This is a genomic window from Halomonas sp. AOP7-B1-5 (assembly GCF_052353045.1).
Taxonomy (GTDB): domain Bacteria; phylum Pseudomonadota; class Gammaproteobacteria; order Pseudomonadales; family Halomonadaceae; genus Vreelandella; species Vreelandella colorata.
The window spans coordinates 1-22,438 of the sequence record NZ_JBQTDC010000042.1 but is presented as its reverse complement, the minus strand read 5'-3'; the positions used below and the strand labels follow the sequence as shown (position 1 = coordinate 22,438).

At 56.0% G+C, this 22,438-nt stretch carries 19 protein-coding genes; 15 read left to right on the top strand and 4 right to left on the bottom strand.

Going from position 1 to position 22,438, the window contains the following annotated elements; all coding sequences use genetic code 11:
- Positions 1-132: 132 nt before the first annotated feature.
- The 4 genes from prlC to ACT3XD_RS16570 all read left to right on the top strand — a co-directional run bounded on the left by prlC (position 133) and on the right by ACT3XD_RS16570 (position 6,161).
- On the top strand, positions 133-2,181 hold the full coding sequence (gene prlC, locus ACT3XD_RS16585) for an oligopeptidase A (protein WP_192539270.1): 2,049 nt from the start codon (positions 133-135) through the stop codon (positions 2,179-2,181).
- Between the two features lie 75 nt (positions 2,182-2,256).
- The gene (locus ACT3XD_RS16580) at positions 2,257-2,508 is read left to right on the top strand and encodes a YheV family putative zinc ribbon protein (protein WP_192539269.1); all 252 of its coding nucleotides are present in this window, start codon (positions 2,257-2,259) and stop codon (positions 2,506-2,508) included.
- 357 nt (positions 2,509-2,865) lie between these two features.
- Positions 2,866-3,849, top strand: a complete 984-nt coding sequence (locus ACT3XD_RS16575; protein WP_192539268.1) for a TAXI family TRAP transporter solute-binding subunit — start codon at positions 2,866-2,868, stop codon at positions 3,847-3,849.
- Positions 3,850-3,947: 98 nt separating this feature from the next.
- Entirely contained in the window at positions 3,948-6,161 is a 2,214-nt protein-coding gene (locus ACT3XD_RS16570; RefSeq protein ID WP_192539267.1) for a TRAP transporter permease, read from the top strand.
- 99 nt (positions 6,162-6,260) lie between these two features.
- Here the strand turns inward: ACT3XD_RS16570 and metF are convergent, their stop codons facing one another.
- On the bottom strand, positions 6,261-7,103 hold the full coding sequence (gene metF / locus ACT3XD_RS16565; RefSeq protein ID WP_192539266.1) for a methylenetetrahydrofolate reductase [NAD(P)H]: 843 nt from the start codon (positions 7,101-7,103) through the stop codon (positions 6,261-6,263).
- A gap of 33 nt (positions 7,104-7,136) precedes the next feature.
- Between metF and ACT3XD_RS16560 the strand changes: the two genes are divergently transcribed.
- Positions 7,137-8,072 (top strand): AEC family transporter, encoded by a 936-nt coding sequence (locus ACT3XD_RS16560; RefSeq protein ID WP_192539265.1) that lies wholly within the window; start codon positions 7,137-7,139, stop codon positions 8,070-8,072.
- 9 nt (positions 8,073-8,081) lie between these two features.
- On the opposite strand, the gene ligB is transcribed toward ACT3XD_RS16560, so the two are convergent.
- Both ligB and metK read right to left on the bottom strand, forming a co-directional pair.
- Positions 8,082-9,776 (bottom strand): NAD-dependent DNA ligase LigB, encoded by a 1,695-nt coding sequence (ligB, locus tag ACT3XD_RS16555; RefSeq protein ID WP_225736271.1) that lies wholly within the window; start codon positions 9,774-9,776, stop codon positions 8,082-8,084.
- Positions 9,777-9,902: 126 nt separating this feature from the next.
- Positions 9,903-11,123 carry a methionine adenosyltransferase gene (metK, locus tag ACT3XD_RS16550; RefSeq protein ID WP_192539264.1) on the bottom strand — a complete coding sequence of 407 codons (1,221 nt, stop codon included), beginning with the start codon at positions 11,121-11,123 and terminating at the stop codon, positions 9,903-9,905.
- Positions 11,124-11,388: 265 nt separating this feature from the next.
- On the opposite strand from metK, the gene tkt reads away from it, so the two are divergent.
- The 10 genes from tkt (at position 11,389) to ACT3XD_RS16500 (ending at position 20,710) form a co-directional block, all read left to right on the top strand.
- A complete protein-coding gene (gene tkt / locus ACT3XD_RS16545) occupies positions 11,389-13,380 on the top strand; it encodes a transketolase (RefSeq protein WP_192539263.1) in 1,992 nt (663 codons plus the stop codon).
- Positions 13,381-13,382: 2 nt separating this feature from the next.
- Positions 13,383-13,736, top strand: coding sequence for a CidA/LrgA family protein (locus ACT3XD_RS16540; protein ID WP_192539262.1), 354 nt, complete (start codon positions 13,383-13,385; stop codon positions 13,734-13,736).
- Positions 13,726-14,448, top strand: coding sequence for an LrgB family protein (locus ACT3XD_RS16535; protein WP_018919073.1), 723 nt, complete (start codon positions 13,726-13,728; stop codon positions 14,446-14,448). Before ACT3XD_RS16540 ends, ACT3XD_RS16535 begins: the two co-directional genes overlap by 11 nt.
- A 74-nt stretch (positions 14,449-14,522) precedes the next feature.
- The gene (locus ACT3XD_RS16530) at positions 14,523-15,581 is read left to right on the top strand and encodes a type I glyceraldehyde-3-phosphate dehydrogenase (RefSeq protein ID WP_192539261.1); all 1,059 of its coding nucleotides are present in this window, start codon (positions 14,523-14,525) and stop codon (positions 15,579-15,581) included.
- A gap of 88 nt (positions 15,582-15,669) precedes the next feature.
- On the top strand, positions 15,670-16,839 hold the full coding sequence (locus ACT3XD_RS16525; RefSeq protein ID WP_192539260.1) for a phosphoglycerate kinase: 1,170 nt from the start codon (positions 15,670-15,672) through the stop codon (positions 16,837-16,839).
- 67 nt (positions 16,840-16,906) lie between these two features.
- Positions 16,907-17,971, top strand: a complete 1,065-nt coding sequence (fba, locus tag ACT3XD_RS16520; protein ID WP_018919076.1) for a class II fructose-bisphosphate aldolase — start codon at positions 16,907-16,909, stop codon at positions 17,969-17,971.
- 137 nt (positions 17,972-18,108) lie between these two features.
- Positions 18,109-18,459 (top strand): hypothetical protein, encoded by a 351-nt coding sequence (locus ACT3XD_RS16515; RefSeq protein WP_192539259.1) that lies wholly within the window; start codon positions 18,109-18,111, stop codon positions 18,457-18,459.
- A 207-nt stretch (positions 18,460-18,666) separates the two neighbouring features.
- Complete coding sequence (locus ACT3XD_RS16510; RefSeq protein ID WP_192539258.1) at positions 18,667-19,365, top strand: HAD-IA family hydrolase; 699 nt, start codon at positions 18,667-18,669, stop codon at positions 19,363-19,365.
- 2 nt (positions 19,366-19,367) lie between these two features.
- A complete protein-coding gene (locus tag ACT3XD_RS16505; protein ID WP_018919079.1) occupies positions 19,368-19,742 on the top strand; it encodes a translation initiation factor Sui1 in 375 nt (124 codons plus the stop codon).
- A 59-nt stretch (positions 19,743-19,801) separates the two neighbouring features.
- Positions 19,802-20,710 (top strand): nuclease-related domain-containing protein, encoded by a 909-nt coding sequence (locus ACT3XD_RS16500; RefSeq protein ID WP_192539257.1) that lies wholly within the window; start codon positions 19,802-19,804, stop codon positions 20,708-20,710.
- A gap of 11 nt (positions 20,711-20,721) precedes the next feature.
- Here the strand turns inward: ACT3XD_RS16500 and ACT3XD_RS16495 are convergent, their stop codons facing one another.
- Positions 20,722-22,053, bottom strand: a complete 1,332-nt coding sequence (locus ACT3XD_RS16495; protein WP_192539256.1) for a deoxyguanosinetriphosphate triphosphohydrolase — start codon at positions 22,051-22,053, stop codon at positions 20,722-20,724.
- Positions 22,054-22,438 lie beyond the last annotated feature (385 nt).

The following is a 22,438-nucleotide window of genomic DNA, read 5'->3' as shown; positions in this document are numbered from 1 at the left end:
AAAAGGCGGCAAGACTAGCAGGCGCCCGCCAAGAGACCAAACCTTGCCATTGAAAGAGTGGCCGACTGCCCGCATTTTGTGACTATCATCGCGCTTTTTTTGCGCCCCCTAATTGTTGCCCACGAGGTGCTTATGTCCCGCAATCCCCTGCTTGAGACGCACGAGCTTCCCCCTTTCGCTGAAATACGTGCAGAGCATGTGGTGCCTGCGGTGGAAACATTGCTTGATGAGAACCGCGCAACGATTGACCGTTTGGCGCAACAGGCCTCAAAAACCCCGCCCACCTGGGAAAGCTTCGCTGTGCCCCTTGAGGCTGTAAGCGACCGGCTCTCCCAGGCATGGTCACCGGTTTCCCACCTAAACGGCACCATGAATACACCGGAGCTTCGCGAAGCCTACCAAGCCTGCCTGGAAAAACTTTCCGCCTTTGGCACCTGGGTCGGCCAGCATGAAGGGCTTTTTCATGGCTGGCAGGCACTCAAAGAGGGCGATGCCTGGGCCACGCTAGATTCAGCTCAGCAGCGCACGGTGGATAACGCCCTACGCGATTTCCGCCTTGCGGGGGTGGATTTACCCGCCGATAAAAAAGCCCGCTACGGCGAAATCCAGTCGCGCCTTTCTACGCTTTCCAACCAGTACTCCAATAACGTGCTGGATGCTACCCAGGCATGGCATAAGGACATCGACAGCGAAGAGGAACTGGCAGGTGTTCCCTCAAGCGCGCTGGATACATTAAAAGCCCTCGCCGAAGCCAAAGGGGTCGCTGGATATCGGATCACCCTAGATTTCCCGAGCTTCTTCCCGGTGGTTAGCTATGCCGACAGCCGCGAGCTGCGCCGCGAGGTGTATACCGCCTTTGTTACTCGCGCATCCGACCAGGGCCCGGGTGAAGGTACATTTGATAATGCTCCGATCATGGAAGAGATTTTAGCGCTGCGCCAGGAGCTTGCGAAGCTCTTAGGGTTTAAGACCTATGCCGATTTTTCACTGACCACCAAAATGGCTGAATCGCCCGAGCAGGTGCTCGATTTTATGGGCGATCTTGCGCGCCGTGCGGTGCCGCAGGCGAAAGAAGAATTTGCCGAATTAAGCGCCTATGCCCGCGACGAGCTCGGCATCGACACGCTGGAACCCTGGGATATCGCCTACGCGAGTGAAAAGCTTCGCGAGACGCGCCATGCGATTTCCCAAGAGCAATTGCGCCCCTACTTCCCCGCACCGCACGTGATTGATGGTCTCTTTCACGTCGTTGAGCGGCTCTATGGAGTACGCGTAGAAGAAGATATCGACGCCTCGCGCTACCACGCTGACGTGCGCTATTTCCGGATTACCGAAAACGGCCAGCCAATTGCCGGATTCTATCTGGACCTGTACGCCCGCGAAGGCAAGCGCGGCGGCGCCTGGATGGCCGACTGCCGGGTACGCCGCCAGACCGATAACGGCATCCAGCGTCCGGTGGCGTTTTTAACTTGTAACTTTACCGCGCCGGTTGGGGGCAAGCCTGCTCTGCTGACTCACGATGAAGTCACTACGCTGTTCCACGAGTTTGGCCATGGCCTGCACCATATGCTGACCAAACAGCATATTGCCGATATTTCAGGTATTAACGGCGTTGCCTGGGATGCCGTCGAGTTACCCAGCCAGTTTATGGAGAACTACTGCTGGGAGCGCGAAGGCCTTAACCTGCTTGCCAAACATGTAGATACCGGCGAAGTCCTGCCTTCTGAGCTGGTTGAGCGCCTGCAGGCGGCTAAAAACTTCCAGTCTGCCATGGGCATGGTGCGGCAAATCGAGTTCTCAGTCTTTGACCTGCGCCTGCACCATGAATTAAGTGCCCCCAAAGCCCGCGACGTTCAGGCACTGTTAGACAAAGTACGCAGTGAAGTCTCAGTGGTGCCAGCGGTGTCCTTCAATCGCTTTCAAAATAGCTTTGCGCATATTTTCGCCGGTGGCTACGCCGCGGGTTACTACAGCTACAAGTGGGCCGAGGTGCTGTCTGCCGATGCGTGGAGCGCCTTTGAGGAGGCGGGTATATTTGATGCTGATACCGGCCAACGCTTCCGCCGTGAGATTTTAGAGCAGGGCGGGGCGCGCGACGCGGCCGAGCTATTCGTGGCGTTTCGTGGTCGCGAGCCCAGCGTAGAGCCGCTGCTGCGCCATAGCGGCATTCGCGCCGCCTAATTTTTTACTGACCTCAGCTTATTGACCTAAGCGCGGCGCCAAGCATAAGACGGCGCCGCGCGTTTGGAGAACGCCATGTCTACCGTTAAGCGCTTTATTGCGGGTGTCACGTGCCCCCGCTGCGCCGCAATGGACCGTATTCGCGCCTGGGAACAGAACGGCATCCGTTACCGAGAGTGCGTGAACTGTGATTTTTTTGAGCAGTTGCCTATCGAAGATGAAAGCTCCTCAGAATTAACCACCCGGGTTAATCAGGTGCGCGAGGAGCAGAAAAGTCAGGACGTTCAACCGGTAAAAATCCTCGATCCCCGCACCCCCCATACCTAAGCCCTAGCTAAGAGAGCCAAAAGCTCTCTTAGCTACTTAATTGCCTGGCTGCTAACTCGCCTGGCCACTGTTTTACTATTTCCTCTTGCCTAACTCCTGCCTATTTGTCTGTTTTCCATTCAATAGTGAGCGGAAAACCGCACACTATCTACCTGCTTGCGTGCGAATTACCAGACACTTCGCGATTACTGTATTTCCACTAAAGTTGAATAAAAATTTCATAAATACATGCTTTTATTAATCTAATTTCTAAATGGCACAACAATCGCTATTAAATAAGAGCTCAATAACGATTGCTACTGGCATGTAGACACGCTTGCCAGTCCATAATCCCAATAACAGCTTAGGAAACATGCCATGCGCACGATGATGCCGAAAACTCTCGCTCTACTGGTTAGCGGTGCAGCCCTGCTTGTAGCCGCCAGCGCTCACGCGGACCGCGCTGACTGGCCCGAAAACTTTACCGTGGGTACCGCAAGCCAGGGCGGCACGTTTTTCGTGTACGGTTCGGGCTGGGCCAACTTTATCGCTGACGAACTGGGCGTTTCTGGCGGTGGCGAAGTCACCGGTGGCCCGACCCAGAACCTGGCGTTGGTACACAGTGGCGATATGGCCTTCGGTCTGACCACGATGGGTCCTGCGTCTGACGCGGTGAAAGGCGAAAGCCCGCTGGCCCCGGGCTTGATGATGGATAACGTCTGTGCCCTGTTCCCAATGTATGAAACGCCGTTCTCGATTGCCGCCCTTTCAAGCTCCGGCATCGAGTCCATTTCAGACATTCCGGATGGCGCGCGCATCGGTTTCGGTCCCGCAGCCTCGACCTCTGACACCTACTTCCCCGCCATGCTTGAAACCCTGGGCGTCAACTTCGAACGTCGTAACGGTGGTTGGTCTGACCTCGGCGGACAGCTTCAGGATGGCCTGCTGGACGTAGTGGCGTTTGCCGCCGGTATTCCGATCCCAGCCGTTAGCCAGTTAGAAGTACAGACGGATGTGAACATCATCGAATTTACCGAAGATGAGCTTGCCACCGTATTGGAAGCCTTCCCAGTAGCCGAATTCAATATTCCGGCCAGCACGTACTCAACGCTTGAAGATGATGCACGCGCGGTTTCCATGTGGAACTTTGCGATTGCCGGCTGTGACCTGCCAGAAGACTTCATTTATGAAGTGACCAAGGCCACCATGGAAAACAACGATCGCATGCGCTCTATCCACCGCAGTGCTGAAACCAGCATTCCGAAAAACATCGTGCATAACAATGTTCTGCCCTTCCACCCGGGTGCAGCACGTTGGTACGAAGAGAACGGCTATGAAATTTCTGAAGACCTGATCAACTAAACCTTACGCACCATCTGACTGCCCCGTAACTGACTCTTCAGGCGGGGCAGTTTTGGCTACTGCTCCTTTTTTTGCTCCTGCTGTGAGGGTGAACTCTGATGAGTCCCGCGACCCCCCAAAACCCCAACGGCCTCAAGGATGATGCCCTACTTGCTTCATCACCCGATCCTATTCTTGCTGAGGGCGTTGATGAAGAAGTCGTTGAGCCTAACCGCCGTGTCTTTACCGGTTGGCAGTTTTTGCTATTTGCTACGCTGGCCATTGCCTACTCAAGCTTTCACCTGATTTCACTGAACGTGTACCCCATGGAAACATGGTCGTTTCGTATCGTTCACATCGCTGGTGCCTTAATCCTAGGCTATGGACTATTTGCCGGCGCCCGCTTTGCAGAGGATCACCAAACCGCCTCACCGGCATGGTTTAAATGGGCGAGCTACGCCCTACTGGTGCCTGCGGCTTATACGCTTGCGCAAGTCTTTCTGATGCAACAAACCATTAACGGCGGCGCCATGCGCATCGACGCCGCGGTCGAGACACTGCACTACGGCTATCCGTTAATGGCCACAACGGCCGCAGCCATCGTGCTGTCATGGTTCTATCGTCAGACTCGCCACCGCTTCAACCCCGCAGATCTGGTGCTCATGATCTGTGCGCTGGCCAGTGCGGGCTATTTATTAATGGCCTTCAATACCAGCATGCGGATGTCGACCGGCACCTCGTTTGCGCCTCCCGGCATCTCCTGGGCAGCCATTGCCGGCTCGCTGCTTATTTTGGAGCTAACCCGTCGCGTGGCCGGCTTGGCGCTGGTAATAATTTCGGCGGTGTTCCTGGGCTATGTGTTTGTTGGGCCATACCTGCCAGGCTTTTTGGGCTACCCGGGTCTATCGCTGCAACGCTTCTTCAGCCAGGTTTATACCGACGCCGGCATTTTGGGTCCGACCACCGCTGTCTCCTCGACCTACATTATTTTGTTCATTATTTTTGCAGCGTTCCTGCAAGCCTCAAAGGTAGGTGACTACTTTGTTAACTTCGCCTTTGCAGCAGCTGGACGCGCCCGTGGCGGCCCAGCGAAGGTATCTATTTTTGCTTCAGGCCTGATGGGTATGATTAACGGCACCTCAGCCGGTAACGTGGTATCCACCGGTTCACTGACCATTCCGCTGATGAAAAAAGTGGGCTACCCCGCGCGCAGTGCTGGCGCTATTGAAGCGGCGGCGTCTACCGGTGGGCAAATCATGCCGCCGATTATGGGCGCGGGCGCTTTTATCATGGCGGAAGTCACCGGCATTCCTTACACCGACATCGCCATTGCGGCAGTGATTCCGGCCATCCTTTACTTTGCGTCTATCTACTTTATGGTGGATTTCGAAGCCGCCCGTAAAGGCATGCGCGGCATGCGCAAGGACGAAATTCCGCTCTTTTCCAAACTCATCAAGCAGGCCTATCTGTTTGCGCCCATCATTATCCTGATTGTCGCTCTGTTTATGGGGTACTCGGTGATTCGGGCGGGGACGCTCGCCACTGCCTCAGCTGCGGTCGTTAGCTGGATTTCACCTAACAAGATGGGTGTGACCGCGATTCTCAAGGCGCTTCAGCTGGCGGGCACCATGGCTATCCAGATCATCGCCGTATGTGCCTGTGCGGGTTTGATCGTAGGGGTGATTTCGCTCACCGGCGTTGGCGCACGTTTCTCCTCGCTGCTGTTGGGTTTGGCGGGCGTTAGCCAGCTGTTGGCGCTGGTGTTTGCCATGCTGATCAGTATTCTATTGGGGATGGGTATGCCCACCACGGCCGCTTATGCGGTGGCTGCCTCGGTGGTGGCGCCCGGGCTAATCAATATCGGCATTGAACCGCTGATTGCCCACTTCTTTGTCTTCTACTTCGCCGTGGTATCCGCGATTACACCGCCGGTGGCGCTGGCATCTTACGCAGCCGCAGGGATTTCCGGCGACAACCCAATGGGTACCTCGGTAGCCTCGTTCAAAATTGGCCTGGCGGCCTTTATCGTGCCATTCATGTTTTTCTACAGCCCGGCCATGCTGATGGAAGGCTCCGCGCTGCAAATCTTGCGTGTCGGCATCACCGCCATGCTGGGTATTATTCTGCTATCAGGCATGGTGCAGGCTTGGTTCTTTGGCCCGGTGAATGTATTAAAACGCGTGATAATGCTGATTGGCGCGCTGTGCATGATCTATGGCGGCATTTACACGGATATCGCCGGTCTGGCGATCGGTGCGGGTCTTGTGATGATACAGCGCAAGCAGTTTGGCGGTGGCAAACACACTGACAAGATGCAAGCGCCAGCGAGTTAGTAGCAAACTATAAAATAAAACGTCGTAACGTAAAACGCCCCGCTCAATTGAGCGGGGCGTTTGGTTTGGCACCGTTTAAATCGAAAGCTCAATACGCTGTTAGCCAACCAGATTATCCACCACTTTCAATACCGGAGCGGACTGGTTAAGCGTATAGAAGTGCAGCCCCGGTGCGCCGCCGTCCAAGAGCCGCTGGCAAAGCCTGCTCACAGCATCAGTACCAAACTTGGCAATTGCATCGCTATCATCACCGTATCCTTCCAACTGCTTGCGCATCCAGCGAGGAATCTCTGCGCCACAGGCATCGGAGAAGCGCGAAAGCTTGGTATAGTTAGTGATTGGCATGATCCCAGGAATAATCGGCTGATTAACGCCCAGCGCTCGCGCCTTATCGACAAAATTGAAGTACGCCTCGGCCGTAAAGAAGTATTGGGTAATCGCCATGTTGGCGCCTGCCTTCATTTTACGCGCGAAGTTTTCCACATCCCTATCTAGGTTCGCTGCCTGTGGATGAGACTCAGGATAGGCCGCTACGGCGATATCGAAATGATCACCGGTTTCCGCACGAATAAACTCCACCAACTCATTGGCATAACGTAACTCGCCAATACTGCCCATTCCCGATGGCATATCACCACGCAGTGCGACGAGACTTTTGACCCCTTCCTCGCGGTACTGCGTCAGCAGATCACGCAGCTGAGCTTTCTCGCTGCCAATGCAGGAAAGGTGGGGGGCCGTTTGCACGCCGCTCTGGCTAACCGTACGCACGGTGTCCCGGGTACGCGCCTGAGTGGAGCCTCCCGCGCCATAAGTTACTGAGAAAAACCGCGGATTGCGGGCGGCCAGCTCATCGCGAACCAGCATCAACTTGTCACGCCCAGCATCGGTGCTGGGCGGAAAAAATTCAAAGCTGATACCTAGCGGATGTTCTTGGCTGCTCATGTTACTCACCGTTTGATGCCGCCAGGAGGGCATATGGAGCTATCCCCAAGCGCTTTAATGGGACCGCTACTCATGTTGTTGAGCTTTGTGGGCCTGGGCTGGATCGCGGCACAGCGCTTAAAAATCGACCCACGCCCCATTGCTACGCTGCTGGTTTATCTGATTGCTCCCTTAACCATCTTTCGCGCACTGATGAACGGCGGGCCGACCCCTCACTATTTAATCTTAACATTGGCGCTGTTTATTCTGGTCAGCCTGTTGGCGCTGCTGGTACGGCGCGTGACTCAGCACCGATTTGGCCCTCAGGAAGGCGCTTTGCTGGCGTTTTCATCGGGCACTGGTAATACCGGCTATTTTGGTTTACCGGTCGCGCTGATTCTGCTGCCCCCAGAAGGCGTAACGCTTTATCTGTTCTGCATGCTGGGGATTAATCTGTATGAATTTACCGTGGGGTTTTATCTGAGTGCCCGCGGCCACTTCTCGATTCGCCAAAGCCTGATCAAGATTAGCCGCCTGCCGCTGATCTACGCGTTTTTGCTCGCACTGCTGCTGAGCTCATTGAATGTCACGCTACCCACAGCCTTGGCAAGTTCGCTGGATGTTTTCCCCGCGACCTACACGCTGCTGGGCATGATGATTATCGGCATGACGCTTAGCCAGGTGACGCTCGCCGCATGGGATACGCGCTTTATCGCGGCCTGCGTTGGGCTGCGCTATATCATCTGGCCAGCCGCCACCTTCACCGCGGTCGTGCTGCTGCAGATGTTCATGCCGGTGCCCGCGGAGCTGGCCATGGCGATTCTGCTACTAGGTGTTGTACCCATGGCATCCAATGTAGTGGTCGTCGCCATGGAGCTGGGTATTCAGCCGCAAAAAGGAGCGCTCGCGGTGTTGGTCACCACACTACTCGCTCCGCTGCTGATTCCGTTCTATCTGGGCGTTATGCTGCGCGCCACCGGGCTTGGTTAACGGTCGCGGCTATTCAAAGCCGTCAACATCAAATGCCTGAAGCGTACGGGCCATTGCCTGCACCTGGGCATGCGAAAAGAACGCCTGGAGGGCCTGCGCTCTGCCCGGCCCGATGCCTGGTAGCGCTTCCCAATCCGCATGCTGGTAACCGATTAGAATAGGCCAGCGTTCTAGGTCGGCATTACCTGCAGGCGGCATGCCCAGGCCCTGTAGCCATGCGCTATAGGACGCTGTCCGTGCGGCCTGAAACTGCTCATAAAGCGTCTTGGAACGCGCAGCGCCAATACCATGCGCCTGGCGAAGCTCGCTCTGATCAAGCGCCAGCCAGCTGAGTAGGTCTTCGATTAACCCGGCGTCCATTAGCGCCTGCCAGGTCCCTTCGCCCACCCCCTGAAGTTCAAGCTGTTCGCCAAGATAGGTTAGCCGTGCCAACAGCTGGGCATCGCAGCCGGGGCTTGTCTGAAAACAGCTCAACAGATGGTAGTTTTCATTGGCGGGTACCTCGACGGGCGTACGCTCCTGGGTTTGCCATACCACTTCGTCAAGCTGTGGAATAGTCAGCCCCGCCAAGGTAATGGCGACCTGATCGCCGGGGCGCACATCCAGGTTTTGCCAACGATCAAGCGAGCCGAGCGACACCCGGCTGATGCGCCGTCCTTCCAACTCAACCGGATAGAGCCAGAGTAGCGGCGTAATACGTCCGGTGCGCCCGATGCGAAACTCCACGCCGCGCACTTCTGCCAACACTTTCTGCAGCGGATATTTCCAGGCTATCGCCCATTCAGGCGAAGCGGTCGACCAGCTGGCGATTCCTGGGCGCACAGCCTGCTTAACGACCACGCCGTCGGTGGCAAACGGCAACGCGTTGTTAAACCATGTGTTCCGCCAGTAGGCTGCGCCGTGCTCTTCATCCAGCCGATGCGTATAGCGGGCCGTATTAAAACCCAGCGTGCTAAGCTGGGTCAGCCGCTCGTTCATGGCGGTCGGCCCATCTGGCCAACCCCAAACAAATAGCCCAATTCGTGCCAGCACGTCCGGAGAGGGATTTGCCTGAGCCATAGCGCCCGCCACGGCCCCTCGTGCCCCAGAGTCAGACGCATGAGACTGAATATGCTCTTCAAGCTGCCAATAGAGCTCGCCCTGAAAAATGGCTGAGATAGTGTCGGGCAGAGCATTAGGCACGTTGGGCAATTGCAAGGCGCGGGCCGTCCAATCCTGCCCGTGTTGTCCATCGCCCCGACTAACCGCTTCCACCAGCTCGCCTGCTTGATAACGCAGCGTCACCGCAACGCCATCCACTTTAGGCTGTATCCAGAGGTTTTCCCGCCGGCTGGTAAAACGCCGCACGCCGGCTTCGTTGGTTTTATCCAGCCCCTGCTGAGCGGCCGCGTGCTCGAGAGTGCCGCGGCTGGACGTTACTCGGCGGGTAAGCGGCTGGTGGGAAGTGGAGTCATTCAGGCAGGCGCGCCAGCCCTGGAGCCGGTCAACGGCTTGATCGTAGAGCGCATCATCAATCAGCGAGACGCCTTCTTCATGATAGGCATGGTCCCACTGGGCAATTTGCGCGGCGAGTGCACGAGTTTCATGCTTAAGGCGCTCACTAGGCCAAGTAGGACATGCCGCCATCACGCTACTGCCCGCCATGACACACATTGTGATTAACACCAGTCCACCAATGCGCCGTCCCCACCGTACTGCTGGCATAACGCCCTCCCCTAATGATTGTATGCTTCAGCCTGTTGTATGACTCAGCCTAAAACAGGGGGCATAAAAAAACGCCCCCTGGCAGAGCCAAAGGGACGTTCTCTTACAAACAGCCTAGCGAATCGCTTACAAACCGGCGGCCTGACGCAATGCGTCGGCTTTATCGGTCTTCTCCCAGGGGAAGGCGGTAAAGGTTTCAGTATGCTGCTCGCCTTTATCGTCGCTCCAGGTGTAGCTGTGCTCAAACGGTGCCCGACCAAAGTGGCCGTAAGCAGCGGTCAGCTGATACATCGGGTGCAGCAGATCGAGCATTTTAGTGATCGCGTAAGGCCGCAGATCAAAGTGCTCGCTCACTAGCTTAACAATCTGGGCATCGTCAATTTTACCGGTGCCGAAGGTATCGATTGAAACCGACGTCGGCTCCGCCACGCCGATCGCGTAGGAGACCTGGATCTCGCACTTATCGGCCAACCCTGCCGCGACCACGTTCTTGGCCACATAACGACCCGCATAGGCCGCACTACGGTCTACTTTTGAGGGGTCTTTGCCCGAGAACGCACCGCCGCCGTGGCGCGCCATGCCGCCGTAGGTATCAACGATGATCTTACGACCAGTCAAACCACAGTCACCTACCGGGCCGCCAATCACGAACTTGCCGGTCGGGTTAATATGGTACTGGGTGTTCTCGTTGAGCCATTCTGCCGGAATCACCTGTTCGATGATTTCGCGCTTGACCATCTTGCGCAGGTCTTCTTGATCGATGTCAGGATCGTGCTGCGTCGACAGCACCACCGCATCAACACCACACGGCTGGCCCTGTTCGTTATAACGGAAGGTTACCTGGCTTTTGGCATCCGGGCGCAGCCACGGCAGCAGGCCATTTTTACGCAGCTCAGCCTGACGCTCCACCAAACGGTGCGAGTAATGAATCGGCGCAGGCATAAACGAATCGGTTTCGTTGGTCGCGTACCCAAACATCAGGCCCTGGTCACCAGCGCCTTGGTCTTCCGGCTTGGTGCGGTCAACGCCCTGGGCAATCTCGACGCTCTGCTTGCCGATCAGGTTAATAACGCCACAGGTTGCGCCATCAAAGCCCACGTGGGAGGAGGTGTAGCCTATCTCGGTAATCACATCGCGGACGAGGGTTTCCAGATCCACCCACGCCGAGGTAGTAATTTCACCGGCAATAATCGCCACACCGGTTTTCACCATGGTTTCACAAGCAACCCGTGCCTGTTTATCCCGGGCGATAATGGCATCCAGCACCGCATCCGAAATCTGGTCGGCAATTTTATCGGGATGACCTTCGGAGACAGACTCCGAGGTAAACAGGGAATATTCGCTCATCGCGCTCTCGACCCTCTGTATGACGGCTGCACACTACTCGCAGCATCAGCAGGAAATCACGGCAGGAGGTTCCCTGCCCATAAAGGAAGCGGCATTAACCAGGTTGACCACCGCTTCGGGAGGCAGAGTCTACACGCTGTTGAGAGTTCTTCCCAGAATGTGCCCTATAATTTGCCGCTACATTTGCCGCCGCATTTGCCGCAACGTGGGAAGTCAGCGACAATAGCGCCTTCATTATTTACGTTTTCAGGCGAGGAGCACCCCCATGCCGTCCCGTTTTGAGCTGGCCAATGCCATTCGCGCCCTTTCCATGGATGCTGTTCAGAAGGCCAAGTCCGGCCATCCTGGCGCTCCCATGGGCATGGCTGATATTGCCGAGGTGCTGTGGAATGATCACCTCAAGCACAACCCCGAAGACCCCAAGTGGGCCGATCGTGACCGGTTCGTGCTGTCCAATGGTCACGGCTCAATGCTGCTCTACTCACTGCTGCATTTAAGCGGCTATGAGTTAAGCCTGGAACAACTGCAGAATTTCCGTCAGTTGCACTCGCCCACCGCTGGCCACCCGGAATTTGGCTACGCACCAGGCATTGAAACCACGACAGGCCCCTTGGGTCAGGGTTTTGCCAACGCGGTCGGCTTTGCGATTGCTGAAAAAACCCTGGCAGCCCAGTTCAACCGCCCCGGCCACACCATTGTGGACCATAACACCTGGTGCTTTTTGGGTGATGGCTGCCTGATGGAAGGTATCTCTCACGAAGCGGCGTCGCTGGCGGGTACCCAACAGCTGGGTAAGCTGATCGCGCTTTACGACGATAACGGCATCTCAATTGATGGCGAGGTCGAAGGCTGGTTTACCGACGATACCGCCAAACGCTTTGAAGCCTACGGCTGGCACGTGGTGCCCAACGTCGATGGCCACAAGCCTGAAGAGATCCAGGCAGCCATCGCGCTTGCCAAGCAGAATGACGACAAGCCCAGCCTGATTATCTGCAAAACGATCATTGGTTTTGGTGCACCCAACAAGCAGGGCAAGGAAGAGTCCCACGGCTCGCCGCTGGGTGAAGAAGAAGTCGCCCTGGCGCGCAAGCAGCTCGACTGGCCGCACGCGCCGTTCCATATTCCTGAGCCGATCTACTCTGCCTGGGATGCGCGTGACGCGGGTAAAACCCGTCAGCAGGAGTGGGAAAAGCGCTTTGCCCGCTATAGCGATGCCTTCCCGACGGAAGCGCGTGAGTTCAAGCGTCGCATGAAAGGCCAGCTGCCGGCTGAGCTCGCTACCGAAGCGTTGATCCAGCAGGCCCAGGAAAAAGGCGACAGCATCGCTACCCGTAAAGCGTCGCTTGAAGCGCTTAACGTGATTGGCCCGCAGATGCCGGAACTCCTCGGCGGCAGCGCCGACCTTGCCCCGTCCAACCTGACGTTCTGGAAGGGTGCCAAGGCAATCACGCCTGAAGATGCCAGCGGCAACTACCTGCACTATGGCGTACGTGAGTTTGGCATGGGTGCCGTGATGAACGGTATCGCCCTGCACGGTGGCTTTGTGCCTTACGGCGCGACCTTCCTAATCTTTATGGAATACATGCGTAACGCGGTACGTATGGCGGCGCTGATGGGCCAGCAGGCGATCTACGTATTCACGCATGACTCGATCGGCCTCGGTGAAGATGGCCCGACCCACCAGCCCATCGAGCAGCTAACCAGCCTGCGCACGACGCCAAACCTGAATACCTGGCGCCCGTGTGACGCCGTGGAAACCGCCGCCTCCTGGGATGCGGCCATCAAGCGTCACTCTGGCCCCACGGCGCTGATCCTGTCGCGTCAGAACCTGCCGCACCAGTCACGCACCAAAGCGCAGCTGGCTTCTATCCAGCGTGGCGGGTACGTGCTCAAAGACTCTGATGCCACGCCGGAGCTGATCCTGATTGCTACCGGTTCAGAAGTGGCGCTAGCCATGGACGCCGCCGCCGAGCTTGAAAAGCAGGGTAAAGCGGTACGCGTGGTCTCCATGCCGTCCACTTACCGCTTCAACGGCCAGGATGCCGAATACCGTGAAAGCGTGCTGCCCAAAGCGGTCACCAAGCGTATTGCCATTGAAGCCTCCCATGCCGACTACTGGTACAAATATGTAGGTCTGGACGGCCGTGTGATCGGCATGACCACCTTCGGTGAATCAGCCCCTGCGGGCGAGCTGTTCAAGCACTTCGGCTTTACGGTTGAAAATATCCTTAAGCACGCTGATGAACTGCTTGGCTAACAGTGCCCGCACTTAATGGCTTTTTATGGCTAATTAGCTACTGGCTGATCGGTGAAGTGATGGTTCACTTCACCGGTCTTCCGGTTTCATCCGGCGTCATCGGTATGCTGTTGCTAACCGCTACGCTTGCCGTCTGGGGCCGTGTTCCCTCAACGATTGCCGCTGCGGCGCAGCCCTTGATCGGCCTGCTTGCCATGCTGATCATGCCGGGCGTCGTGGGCGTGTTCTTTATTCTTGATGAGCTCGCCGGCCAGTGGCTGGCGATTCTCTGTGCGCTGATTGTTGGGACGCTGCTCAGCGTGATTACCACGCTGTGGCTGCTCAAGCGCCTGATGGGAAAAACGCATGCCCGCTAACGCTTTGCCTGACGCCTTAACCGCAACACCGCTGTTTGCGGTTGGACTGACGTTTACCGCGTACCTGCTTGGCAACCTGGTATTTAAAAAGCTCAAGCAGCCTACCTGGCTACCGGCTATTTTAATTGCCGCACTATTGCTGGCCGCGATCCTAGCGATTATTGGCTTGCCGTATGCAGCTTATCGGCAGGATGCGTCCTGGCTAACGGTTCTACTCGGGCCCGCCACCGTCGCGCTGGGCATGCCGCTTTATCAGCAGATGCCGCATATCCGTGCACTGTGGCGACCGCTGACCATCTGTCTGCCTATCGCAGCAAGCCTTGCTGCCTGCTATGCCTTGGCCATTGCCTGGCTTATGGGCAGCTCTCCCCAGATTCTGGCTTCTCTTGCCGCCAAATCCGTCACCGCGCCTATTGCTATCGGTATTACCGAGCAAATTGGCGGCTCGGTGGCGTTACTGTTAGGTGCGCTGCTGGTTACCGGCGTTGCCACGGCGGCATTTGTGGGCCTTGCTGCACGGCTTTTAAAGATCGATGATGACCGCATCATTGGCTTTGCCTTGGGGCTTAACGGCCACGCCATCGGCACGGTGAGAGCGTTTGAAATCAGCCCCGCCGCTGGTGCGTTTGCTTCGCTGGGAATGAGCCTGACGGGTATTTTTACGGCTCTCATACTGCCGCTGGCTTGGCGTCTGATAGGCGTAGGTGGTTGAAATACGTTATCATCGCCAGTGCGTTTCATTACCCACGGTCATTGATCCACTTTTTATAAGAGCCGCTTTCTTACATGGCTAATTCTGCCTCGACGCACGCCACACCAACGTATCGCATCGCCATTAATGGTTATGGGCGTATTGGCCAGTGCGTATTGCGTGCGCTGATTGAGCGCAACGACCCTACGCTTGAGGTTGTCGCCATCAATGAGTTGTCAGACTTAGCGACGATTACCTATCTGACCCGTTATGACACCACCCACGGTCGTTTTCCTGGCGATGTCGAGAATGATGGCGAAGCGCTGATCGTCAACGGTCAGCGTATTCACGTTGTGTGTGAACAAGATCCTCGTAAGCTCCCATGGAAAGCGCTAGATATTGATCTGGTGTTGGAATGCTCGGGCAGCTTTAAAGATCGCGCGACGGCCGAGCAACATCTGGCTGCAGGTGCTAAGCGTCTGCTGTTTTCGCAGCCGGCGGAAAGCGATGTCGACGCGACAGTAGTGTGGGGCATTAACCAGCACGAGCTTGCGCCCTCACAGCGGGTTTTATCGGCGGCGTCGTGTACCACCAACTGTCTGGTTCCCTTATTGACCGTGCTCGACGAAGCGCTGGGGTTGGAGCACGGCGTCACGACTACCATTCACTCGGCCATGAATGATCAGCCGGTGATTGATGCCTATCACCAAACCGATTTGCGCCTGGCCCGCTCCGCGATGCAGTCCATCGTGCCGATCGATACTGGCCTGGCACGTGGTATCAGCCGTTTGATGCCTCACCTGACAGAACGCTTTGAGTGTCTGCACGTACGTGTACCCACTATCAACGTGTCTGCCATGGATGCCGCGCTGACGGTGCGCCGCGATACCAGTGCTCAGGAAGTCAACGACCTGTTACATAGCGCAAGCCAGCAGCGTCTGGCCGGCGTGCTGGGCTATACCGAAGAGCCCATGGCATCGATTGATTTTAATCACGACCCACGCTCGGGCATTTTAGATGCAACACAGACCCGCGTGGCTGGCAAACGTTTGATCAAGCTCTTATGTTGGTTTGATAACGAATGGGGGTTTGCCAACCGCATGCTCGATATTGCGCAACGGCTTGCGGTTATTTCCAAGGAAAACGCTGCCTAGCATTGTTGGTCATGGCTTTGATTGTCATAGCGTTGGCTGCCATATCACCTATCTGATTCACCGCCTGGAAGACGAGGAAACCGCTCACATGAACGTGCAAAAAATGACTGACCTGCCTTTGGAAGGGCAACGCGTGCTGATTCGTGAAGACCTTAACGTGCCGATCAAGCACGGCAAAGTGTCTAGCGATGCGCGTTTGAAAGCGGCGCTCCCCACCATTCAGGCAGCCGTGAATGCTGGCGCCAAGGTGATGCTGATGAGCCACCTTGGTCGCCCAACCGAAGGCGAGGCCGCCGATGAGTTTTCCCTGGCGCCTGTTGCAGAACATTTAAGCGGCCTGCTAGGCCAGCCGGTCACCTTGGTCAGCGACTATCTTGAGACACCGCCAACGCTTGAAAATGGCGATGTCGTACTGCTTGAGAACGTGCGCTTCAACGTTGGCGAAAAGAAAGACGCTGAGCAACTCGCCAAACAGTACGCAGCGCTCTGCGATGTATTCGTAATGGACGCGTTTGGTACGGCTCACCGTGCCCAGGCATCGACCCATGGTGTTGCCCGCTTTGCGCCCAGTGCCTGCGCAGGCCCCCTGCTTGCCCAAGAGCTGGATGCGCTTGAAAAAGCTCTGGCTAACCCGGCCCGCCCGATGGCGGCAATCGTGGGTGGCTCTAAAGTCTCCACCAAGCTCGACGTGCTCAATGCACTTTCAGTGAAGTGTGACCAGCTGATCGTCGGCGGCGGCATCGCCAACACCTTTATCGCCGCAGCGGGCTATAATGTGGGCAAATCGCTCCATGAAGCTGACCTGGTTGCCCAGGCGAAAGCACTCATGGAGAAAGTATCGATTCCATTGCCTACCGATGTCGTGGTGGCGACCGAGTTTTCAGAATCCGCTGAGGCGGTAGTCAAACCGGTTGATCAGGTGGCTGATAACGAAATGATTTTGGATATTGGCCCTGAGACTGCTGCACATCTGGCCAGTCTCCTCAAAGATGCGGGCACTATCTTGTGGAACGGCCCGGTCGGCGTATTTGAAATCGATCAGTTTGGTAAAGGTACGGAAGTTATTTCCAAGGCGATTGCCGACAGCTCAGCATTCTCTATTGCGGGCGGGGGTGATACGTTAGCCGCCATCGACAAATATGCTATTGCTGATCGCGTTTCGTATATCTCAACCGGCGGCGGCGCATTTCTTGAGTACGTTGAAGGTAAGCAGCTACCTGCTGTTGTTGCGCTCGAAGCAGCCGCCAAACGCGGTTAACATTAAACGAATTGAACCTGCACATTTTCGCATTCGTTCACACTGATAACTTAAAGAAGGTGATCCCATGGCTTTGATCAGCATGCGTCAGATGCTCGACCACGCTGCCGAATATGGCTACGGCATTCCGGCATTCAACGTTAATAACCTTGAGCAGATGCGCGCCATCATGGAAGCGGCGGACGCAACCGACTCGCCGGTTATCGTTCAAGCCTCGGCGGGCGCGCGTAAATATGCGGGTGCGCCTTTCCTGCGCCATCTGATTTTGGCCGCAGTTGAAGAGTTCCCGCATATCCCGGTGGTTATGCACCAGGATCACGGTACCAGCCCGGCAGTGTGCCAGCGCTCTATCCAACTGGGCTTTTCATCGGTCATGATGGACGGCTCGCTGGGTACAGATGGCAAAACGCCTACCGACTACGCCTACAACGTTGATGTGACGCGTCGTACGGTCGAAATGGCCCACGCCTGTGGCGTTTCCGTTGAGGGTGAGCTTGGTTGTCTGGGTAGCCTGGAAACCGGCATGGCCGGTGAAGAAGACGGCATTGGCGCCGAAGGCAAGCTGGATATGGAACAGCTTCTGACTGACCCGGAAGAAGCCGCCGAGTTCGTCAAAGCAACCCACGTTGATGCCTTGGCGATCGCTATTGGTACCAGCCACGGCGCTTACAAGTTCACCAAGCCGCCGACGGGCGATACGCTGTCTATCCAGCGCATCAAGGAGATCCACGCGCGTATTCCTGATACCCACCTGGTCATGCACGGCTCCTCTTCTGTACCGCAGGAGTGGCTTGAGGTGATCAACCAGTACGGCGGCGAGATTCCGGAAACCTACGGTGTGCCGGTTTCAGAGATCGTTGAAGGCATCAAGCACGGCGTGCGTAAGGTCAACATCGATACCGATCTGCGCTTGGCGTCTACCGGTGCCGTGCGCCGCTTTATGGCTCAGAACCCGTCTGAGTTTGACCCGCGCAAATTCCTCAAGGAAACCGTGACCGCCATGCGCGATCTGTGTATCGCTCGCTACGAAGCCTTTGGCACCGCAGGCAATGCCAGCAAGATCAAGCCGATCAACCTTGAAGAAATGTTCAACCGCTACGAGCGTGGCGAGTTAGACCCTAAAGTTAGGTAAGCCCGAGCGTAACCTAAATTAAAAGACGGCCGTTTGGCCGTCTTTTTTGTGTTTGATGCTCGGCCAGCGCAAATAGTTATTGCATTGCAGCATCGACAGGCCAACACTGAGTAGACGTTCACCTGCGGAGCCTGCTTATGAAACAATCTACCCAGCCTGCCTTAGTTCCCATGTCACCTACTGCAATGTTTGATGCTTGGAAAGTTGGCCTGATGGCACTTGAGCTATGCACCACATCCTGGTCGACCATCACCATGCGCAACCAGCTATGGCAAACGCAGCCTTTTTTCAGCCCGAAAATGATGAAAGAAAACCAGCGCATGGTGTCCGAGAAGCTCGATGCCAGTATGGAAGCGGGTCTTGCCATGCAAAAAACGCTATTCAATATGTTAAGTGGCCAACACGCACCTTGGTGGGTAACCAGCCGCCAAGCCATGCAGCCCTATCATCGTCGCAGTAGCGCCAATTCGCGTCGCTTATCGCGCTAAATTTAACCGACCCAGGCATCGCACTGATCAGGCGATGCCTACTCAGCTTTTAAGCACTTTGTCAGTCCCGCATCAGTATGTATTGCAGTGCTCGCTACAAAAAATTACGAAACAGTGTTCACAAAAGCCTCAAAATCTCGTTCAATAGACGTTTGGCAGGCTCTTCAACTAACACTGGTAGCGTTTGAGTCGCTGCAAGGAACCACAATGCCGCTTCCACTTTTGCTGTTTGACTGTGATGGCACCCTCGTCGATAGTGAACCGCTTTTAGCCGAAGAAATGGCCATTGGCTTGAACTCGGTAGGATTACCGTTTGCTCCCACCGATTATCTTGGCGAATTTCGCGGCGCCCGATTCCGACGCATTGTGGCCGAATTACAGCAGCGTTATGGCGATGTAGACCCGGAGCAGCTGAACCGCATGGAAAGTAACATGCGGGCAAACTTGGCTAGGCGCCTTGCCGAAGAGCTAACGTTGATTGCCGGTGCAGGCGAAGCGCTGGATGCGCTGACCGCTTATCCAAGCGCGGTCGTCTCCAATGGGCCTGAAACCAAAATTTACACGGCGCTTCAGGCCACCGGCCTTAGCGATTATTTTGGCAATCGCCTGTTTAGCGGCTATACCGCCAACTGCTGGAAACCCGAGCCCTGTTTACATCTGCACGCAGCCAGTATCATGGGCTATAGTGCACATGACTGCATCGCTATCGATGATGCCCTGGTGGGCGTTCGCGCAGCACTTGAAGCAGGAATGACAGTCATTCATTTAAATCGCTTTCCCGACGCCGAAGAGACGCCTGAAAACGCTATCATGATTAGTAATATGTACCAGCTACCCGCCGTTATAGAACGACTCTACCGCGAAGCTTGGCGTTCGCCCGCCCGCCAACGTGTTATCGGAGGATAGCCATGGCATCTTTACGGGATCAGCTCGGCGGCCTTGTTTATTCAACCGAACATGGCAAAACCTGCCCGGAATGCCGCGAAGCGCTAGATGCCTGCGGCTGCGATGCGAGCAGCGAACAGGCGCGTATTGCCGGACTAGATGGTATTGTGCGCATTCGTCGTGAGACCAGCGGCCGTAAAGGTAAAGGCGTAACCACGATTAGTGGGATCCCCTTGCCCGGTGCTGAGCTAAAAGACTTGGCTAAAAAGCTTAAAAAGCGCTGCGGCACAGGTGGCGCGGTAAAAGATGGCATAATAGAGATTCAGGGCGACCATCGCGATACGCTACGCGAGGCGTTAACTGCACAGGGTTATCAGGTTAAGCTTGCGGGCGGATAACCGGTCTCTCTACTATCAGGCCTACCATCAGGTAGGCCGCAAAGGGGCAAGGCACTGCAATGGTTTGGCTGGAATACCTGCTACCGCTCATCTTTTTATTCCCAATGGCCGCGATGGGCGGCATCGTCATCGCATTACGCAGCCTACATGACGCGCGCGTTGAGTCCCCTTTTAATGCGCCGCTGCGTGAGCCTGGACAAGCGTTGCGCTACCGCCTTGATCAAGCCTTTTCGAGCCTTTTTCTAAACGGTGCTTTAGGCCCTATTATTAGTCTGGCCCCGCTGGTATACGGTATGGGCAGAATGCTGTTTGTAAGTCGGCAGGAGTGGGTCGAGTGGGCACTATATGGGCTTTTAAGCACCCTGCTCGTGCTAACCTTTTCGCTTCTGTTAGTGCGCGACTACCAGCGCATTAGACGGTTGAAGCTCGGCCTTGCCTGCGAACTGGCCGTCGGTCAGGAACTTGAGCGGCTTATCCGGCCCGAAGCCCACCCCTATTATGTATTTCATGACGTACCCACGGATAGTTTTACTATCGATCATGTGGTGGTCACACCCCACGGTGTTTTCGTCTTGGAAACCCGGGCGCGGGCATTGGCGATTGGCTCGGATGGGCGGGAGCTTAACAAGGTGGTCGTCGAGCGTGAACGCTTACGCTTTCCGCACTGGAATGAGCGCCGCCCTTTACATAAAACACGTCAAGCGGTCAGCTGGCTTAACCAGTGGCTTGAACGGCGCTGCGGTGTCCCCGTCCCTGTAAGCGGTGTACTTGTACTGCCTGGCTGGGAGATCGACACGACTGAATCAACCGGCGATGTTCTGGTGGTCAGTGGGGAGCAGCTTTCCAGGCAGCTTACTGACTTAAAACCTGGCACGCTGAGCGACCCGATCCATGACAAGATTATTTATCTATTAATGGAGCGGGCCAGGCTAGTAGAGCTGAGTCATCTCCGCCAGCCATCGGTTTAATGCTTAATCGCTTAATCCCCGCGTAGGCGTCCGCCCATTTCCTGGGCAAGATCCACCGCGTAGTGATCAGTCATCCCGCCAATGAAGTCCAGCATGCGCCGGTAGCTATCGTAAAGCGACCAGGACGGTAGCGGCGTATTCTCACCAATCAGTGCCAATACACGCTGATGCTTGAAGGACGACTGCCCGGTATGGTGCAGCTCATGGGCAGCACCAATAAAGGCTTCCAAGAGAATACCCAGCGTCGTGTAAGCCCCAATTTCAAGCTTGGCCTTACGCTCGTTCTGGAAAATACGTTCACGGGCCAACTGTTTTGCTGCCTGTACTCCCCAGCCCAAATCAGGGTGACACAGCTCAAGCAGGTCATCTTTTAACGTACCGCTCAATAGCGCTTGCTCATGCTGAACAAACACCGCACCCACCTCGTTTACCGCGCGCTCCATGGCTGCACCGCGCAATAAAGCAATGCGTCGACGCTGGGACACCTGACGGTTTTGCATTTCCTCATATTCAGGCGGAAACTCACCCGCAATTTGACGCAGGATTTCCACGACCTCTTCGTAACGTAAAATACCCATTTCCAGACCGTCTTCCAGATCCAGCAAGGCATAACAAATATCATCGGCGGCTTCGACCAGCCACGCCAAGGGATGACGACACCAGCGCTGATCCCCCTGAGGCAATAGGCCTACCGCTTCGGCGACTTCTTTCAGGAGCGCCTGCTCGGACTGGTAACAGCCAAACTTACCTGCCCGGCCGCCATAGCGTACGGTCCAAGGATATTTCAGAAGCGTACCCAAGGTTGCCGCCGATAAGCGCATACCGCCATTAAACTGGTTATATTCAATTTGAGTAATGACCCGAAAGCCTTGGGCGTTACCTTCGTAGGTCAGTAAATCTTCACGCTCGGCTTCTGAAAGTCCGTCCAGCAAGCCGCTTCCCTGGCCACGCCTAAACCAGTCGCGAATCGCGTACTCACCGGCATGACCAAATGGTGGGTTGCCAATATCGTGACCCAGGCAAGCCGTTTGTACGATGACCCCTAGGTCTGCAGGCGTAATCCATTCTGGCAGACGGTCATGTAGCAGCTCGCCCACAATCATGCCTAACGAGCGGCCTACGCAGCCGACTTCCAGTGAGTGAGTCAGCCGCGTATGGATATGGTCATTTTCGGTTAGCGGGTGCACCTGGGTTTTACGCCCCAAGCGCCGAAAAGAACCTGAAAAGACAATTCGGTCGTGATCTTTATGAAAGGGGGTACGCCCAATTTCACGCGTGTTATCCGGACGTTGATCGTGCAGGCGTCGAGGGGAAAGTAGCTGGTCCCAGCGCATTTGAGTCATGGCATTCCTCCTTAATGAGTGCATTTTGACACAAACGGTGATCTGGCGTGAGTGATGAATATCAGTGTTGAGGGGATGTATTGCAGGAGCTGATTCCAGTCAGCGATGCGCCGCCCCGCGCGGCTGGGTGGGGGCAAGCAGGCACGGTGGCCTCTTCCATCCCAGGCACCTGACGGTGCCTTCGCCGGCTGAAGCCAGCTCCCACATTAGAACGAAGGCGCTCCATAACATCGTAGATTATGGATTGACCTGTCCCTACGTTGTGGGAACTGGCTTCAGCCGGCGATGCAGCGCAAAGCGCTGCTGGGGTGGGCGGCTGATCCGACACGCTGAGGAGTGCCTTACCGCCTTTTTCCTGCACACAAAAAAAATCCCCCGAGGCGCA

Coding starts and splice junctions, on each gene's coding strand:
- ACT3XD_RS16570 (WP_192539267.1), top strand. CDS start 3,948: ATGAGTCCCGCGACCCCCCAAAACCCCAACGGCCTCAAGGATGATGCC.
- fba (WP_018919076.1), top strand. CDS start 16,907: ATGGCTTTGATCAGCATGCGTCAGATGCTCGACCACGCTGCCGAATAT.
- ACT3XD_RS16535 (WP_018919073.1), top strand. CDS start 13,726: ATGCCCGCTAACGCTTTGCCTGACGCCTTAACCGCAACACCGCTGTTT.
- ligB (WP_225736271.1), bottom strand. CDS start 9,776: ATGCCAGCAGTACGGTGGGGACGGCGCATTGGTGGACTGGTGTTAATC.
- metF (WP_192539266.1), bottom strand. CDS start 7,103: ATGAGCAGCCAAGAACATCCGCTAGGTATCAGCTTTGAATTTTTTCCG.
- ACT3XD_RS16530 (WP_192539261.1), top strand. CDS start 14,523: ATGGCTAATTCTGCCTCGACGCACGCCACACCAACGTATCGCATCGCC.
- ACT3XD_RS16500 (WP_192539257.1), top strand. CDS start 19,802: ATGGTTTGGCTGGAATACCTGCTACCGCTCATCTTTTTATTCCCAATG.
- ACT3XD_RS16515 (WP_192539259.1), top strand. CDS start 18,109: ATGAAACAATCTACCCAGCCTGCCTTAGTTCCCATGTCACCTACTGCA.
- prlC (WP_192539270.1), top strand. CDS start 133: ATGTCCCGCAATCCCCTGCTTGAGACGCACGAGCTTCCCCCTTTCGCT.
- ACT3XD_RS16525 (WP_192539260.1), top strand. CDS start 15,670: ATGAACGTGCAAAAAATGACTGACCTGCCTTTGGAAGGGCAACGCGTG.
- metK (WP_192539264.1), bottom strand. CDS start 11,123: ATGAGCGAATATTCCCTGTTTACCTCGGAGTCTGTCTCCGAAGGTCAT.
- ACT3XD_RS16575 (WP_192539268.1), top strand. CDS start 2,866: ATGCGCACGATGATGCCGAAAACTCTCGCTCTACTGGTTAGCGGTGCA.
- ACT3XD_RS16560 (WP_192539265.1), top strand. CDS start 7,137: ATGGAGCTATCCCCAAGCGCTTTAATGGGACCGCTACTCATGTTGTTG.
- ACT3XD_RS16510 (WP_192539258.1), top strand. CDS start 18,667: ATGCCGCTTCCACTTTTGCTGTTTGACTGTGATGGCACCCTCGTCGAT.
- ACT3XD_RS16580 (WP_192539269.1), top strand. CDS start 2,257: ATGTCTACCGTTAAGCGCTTTATTGCGGGTGTCACGTGCCCCCGCTGC.
- tkt (WP_192539263.1), top strand. CDS start 11,389: ATGCCGTCCCGTTTTGAGCTGGCCAATGCCATTCGCGCCCTTTCCATG.
- ACT3XD_RS16505 (WP_018919079.1), top strand. CDS start 19,368: ATGGCATCTTTACGGGATCAGCTCGGCGGCCTTGTTTATTCAACCGAA.
- ACT3XD_RS16495 (WP_192539256.1), bottom strand. CDS start 22,053: ATGACTCAAATGCGCTGGGACCAGCTACTTTCCCCTCGACGCCTGCAC.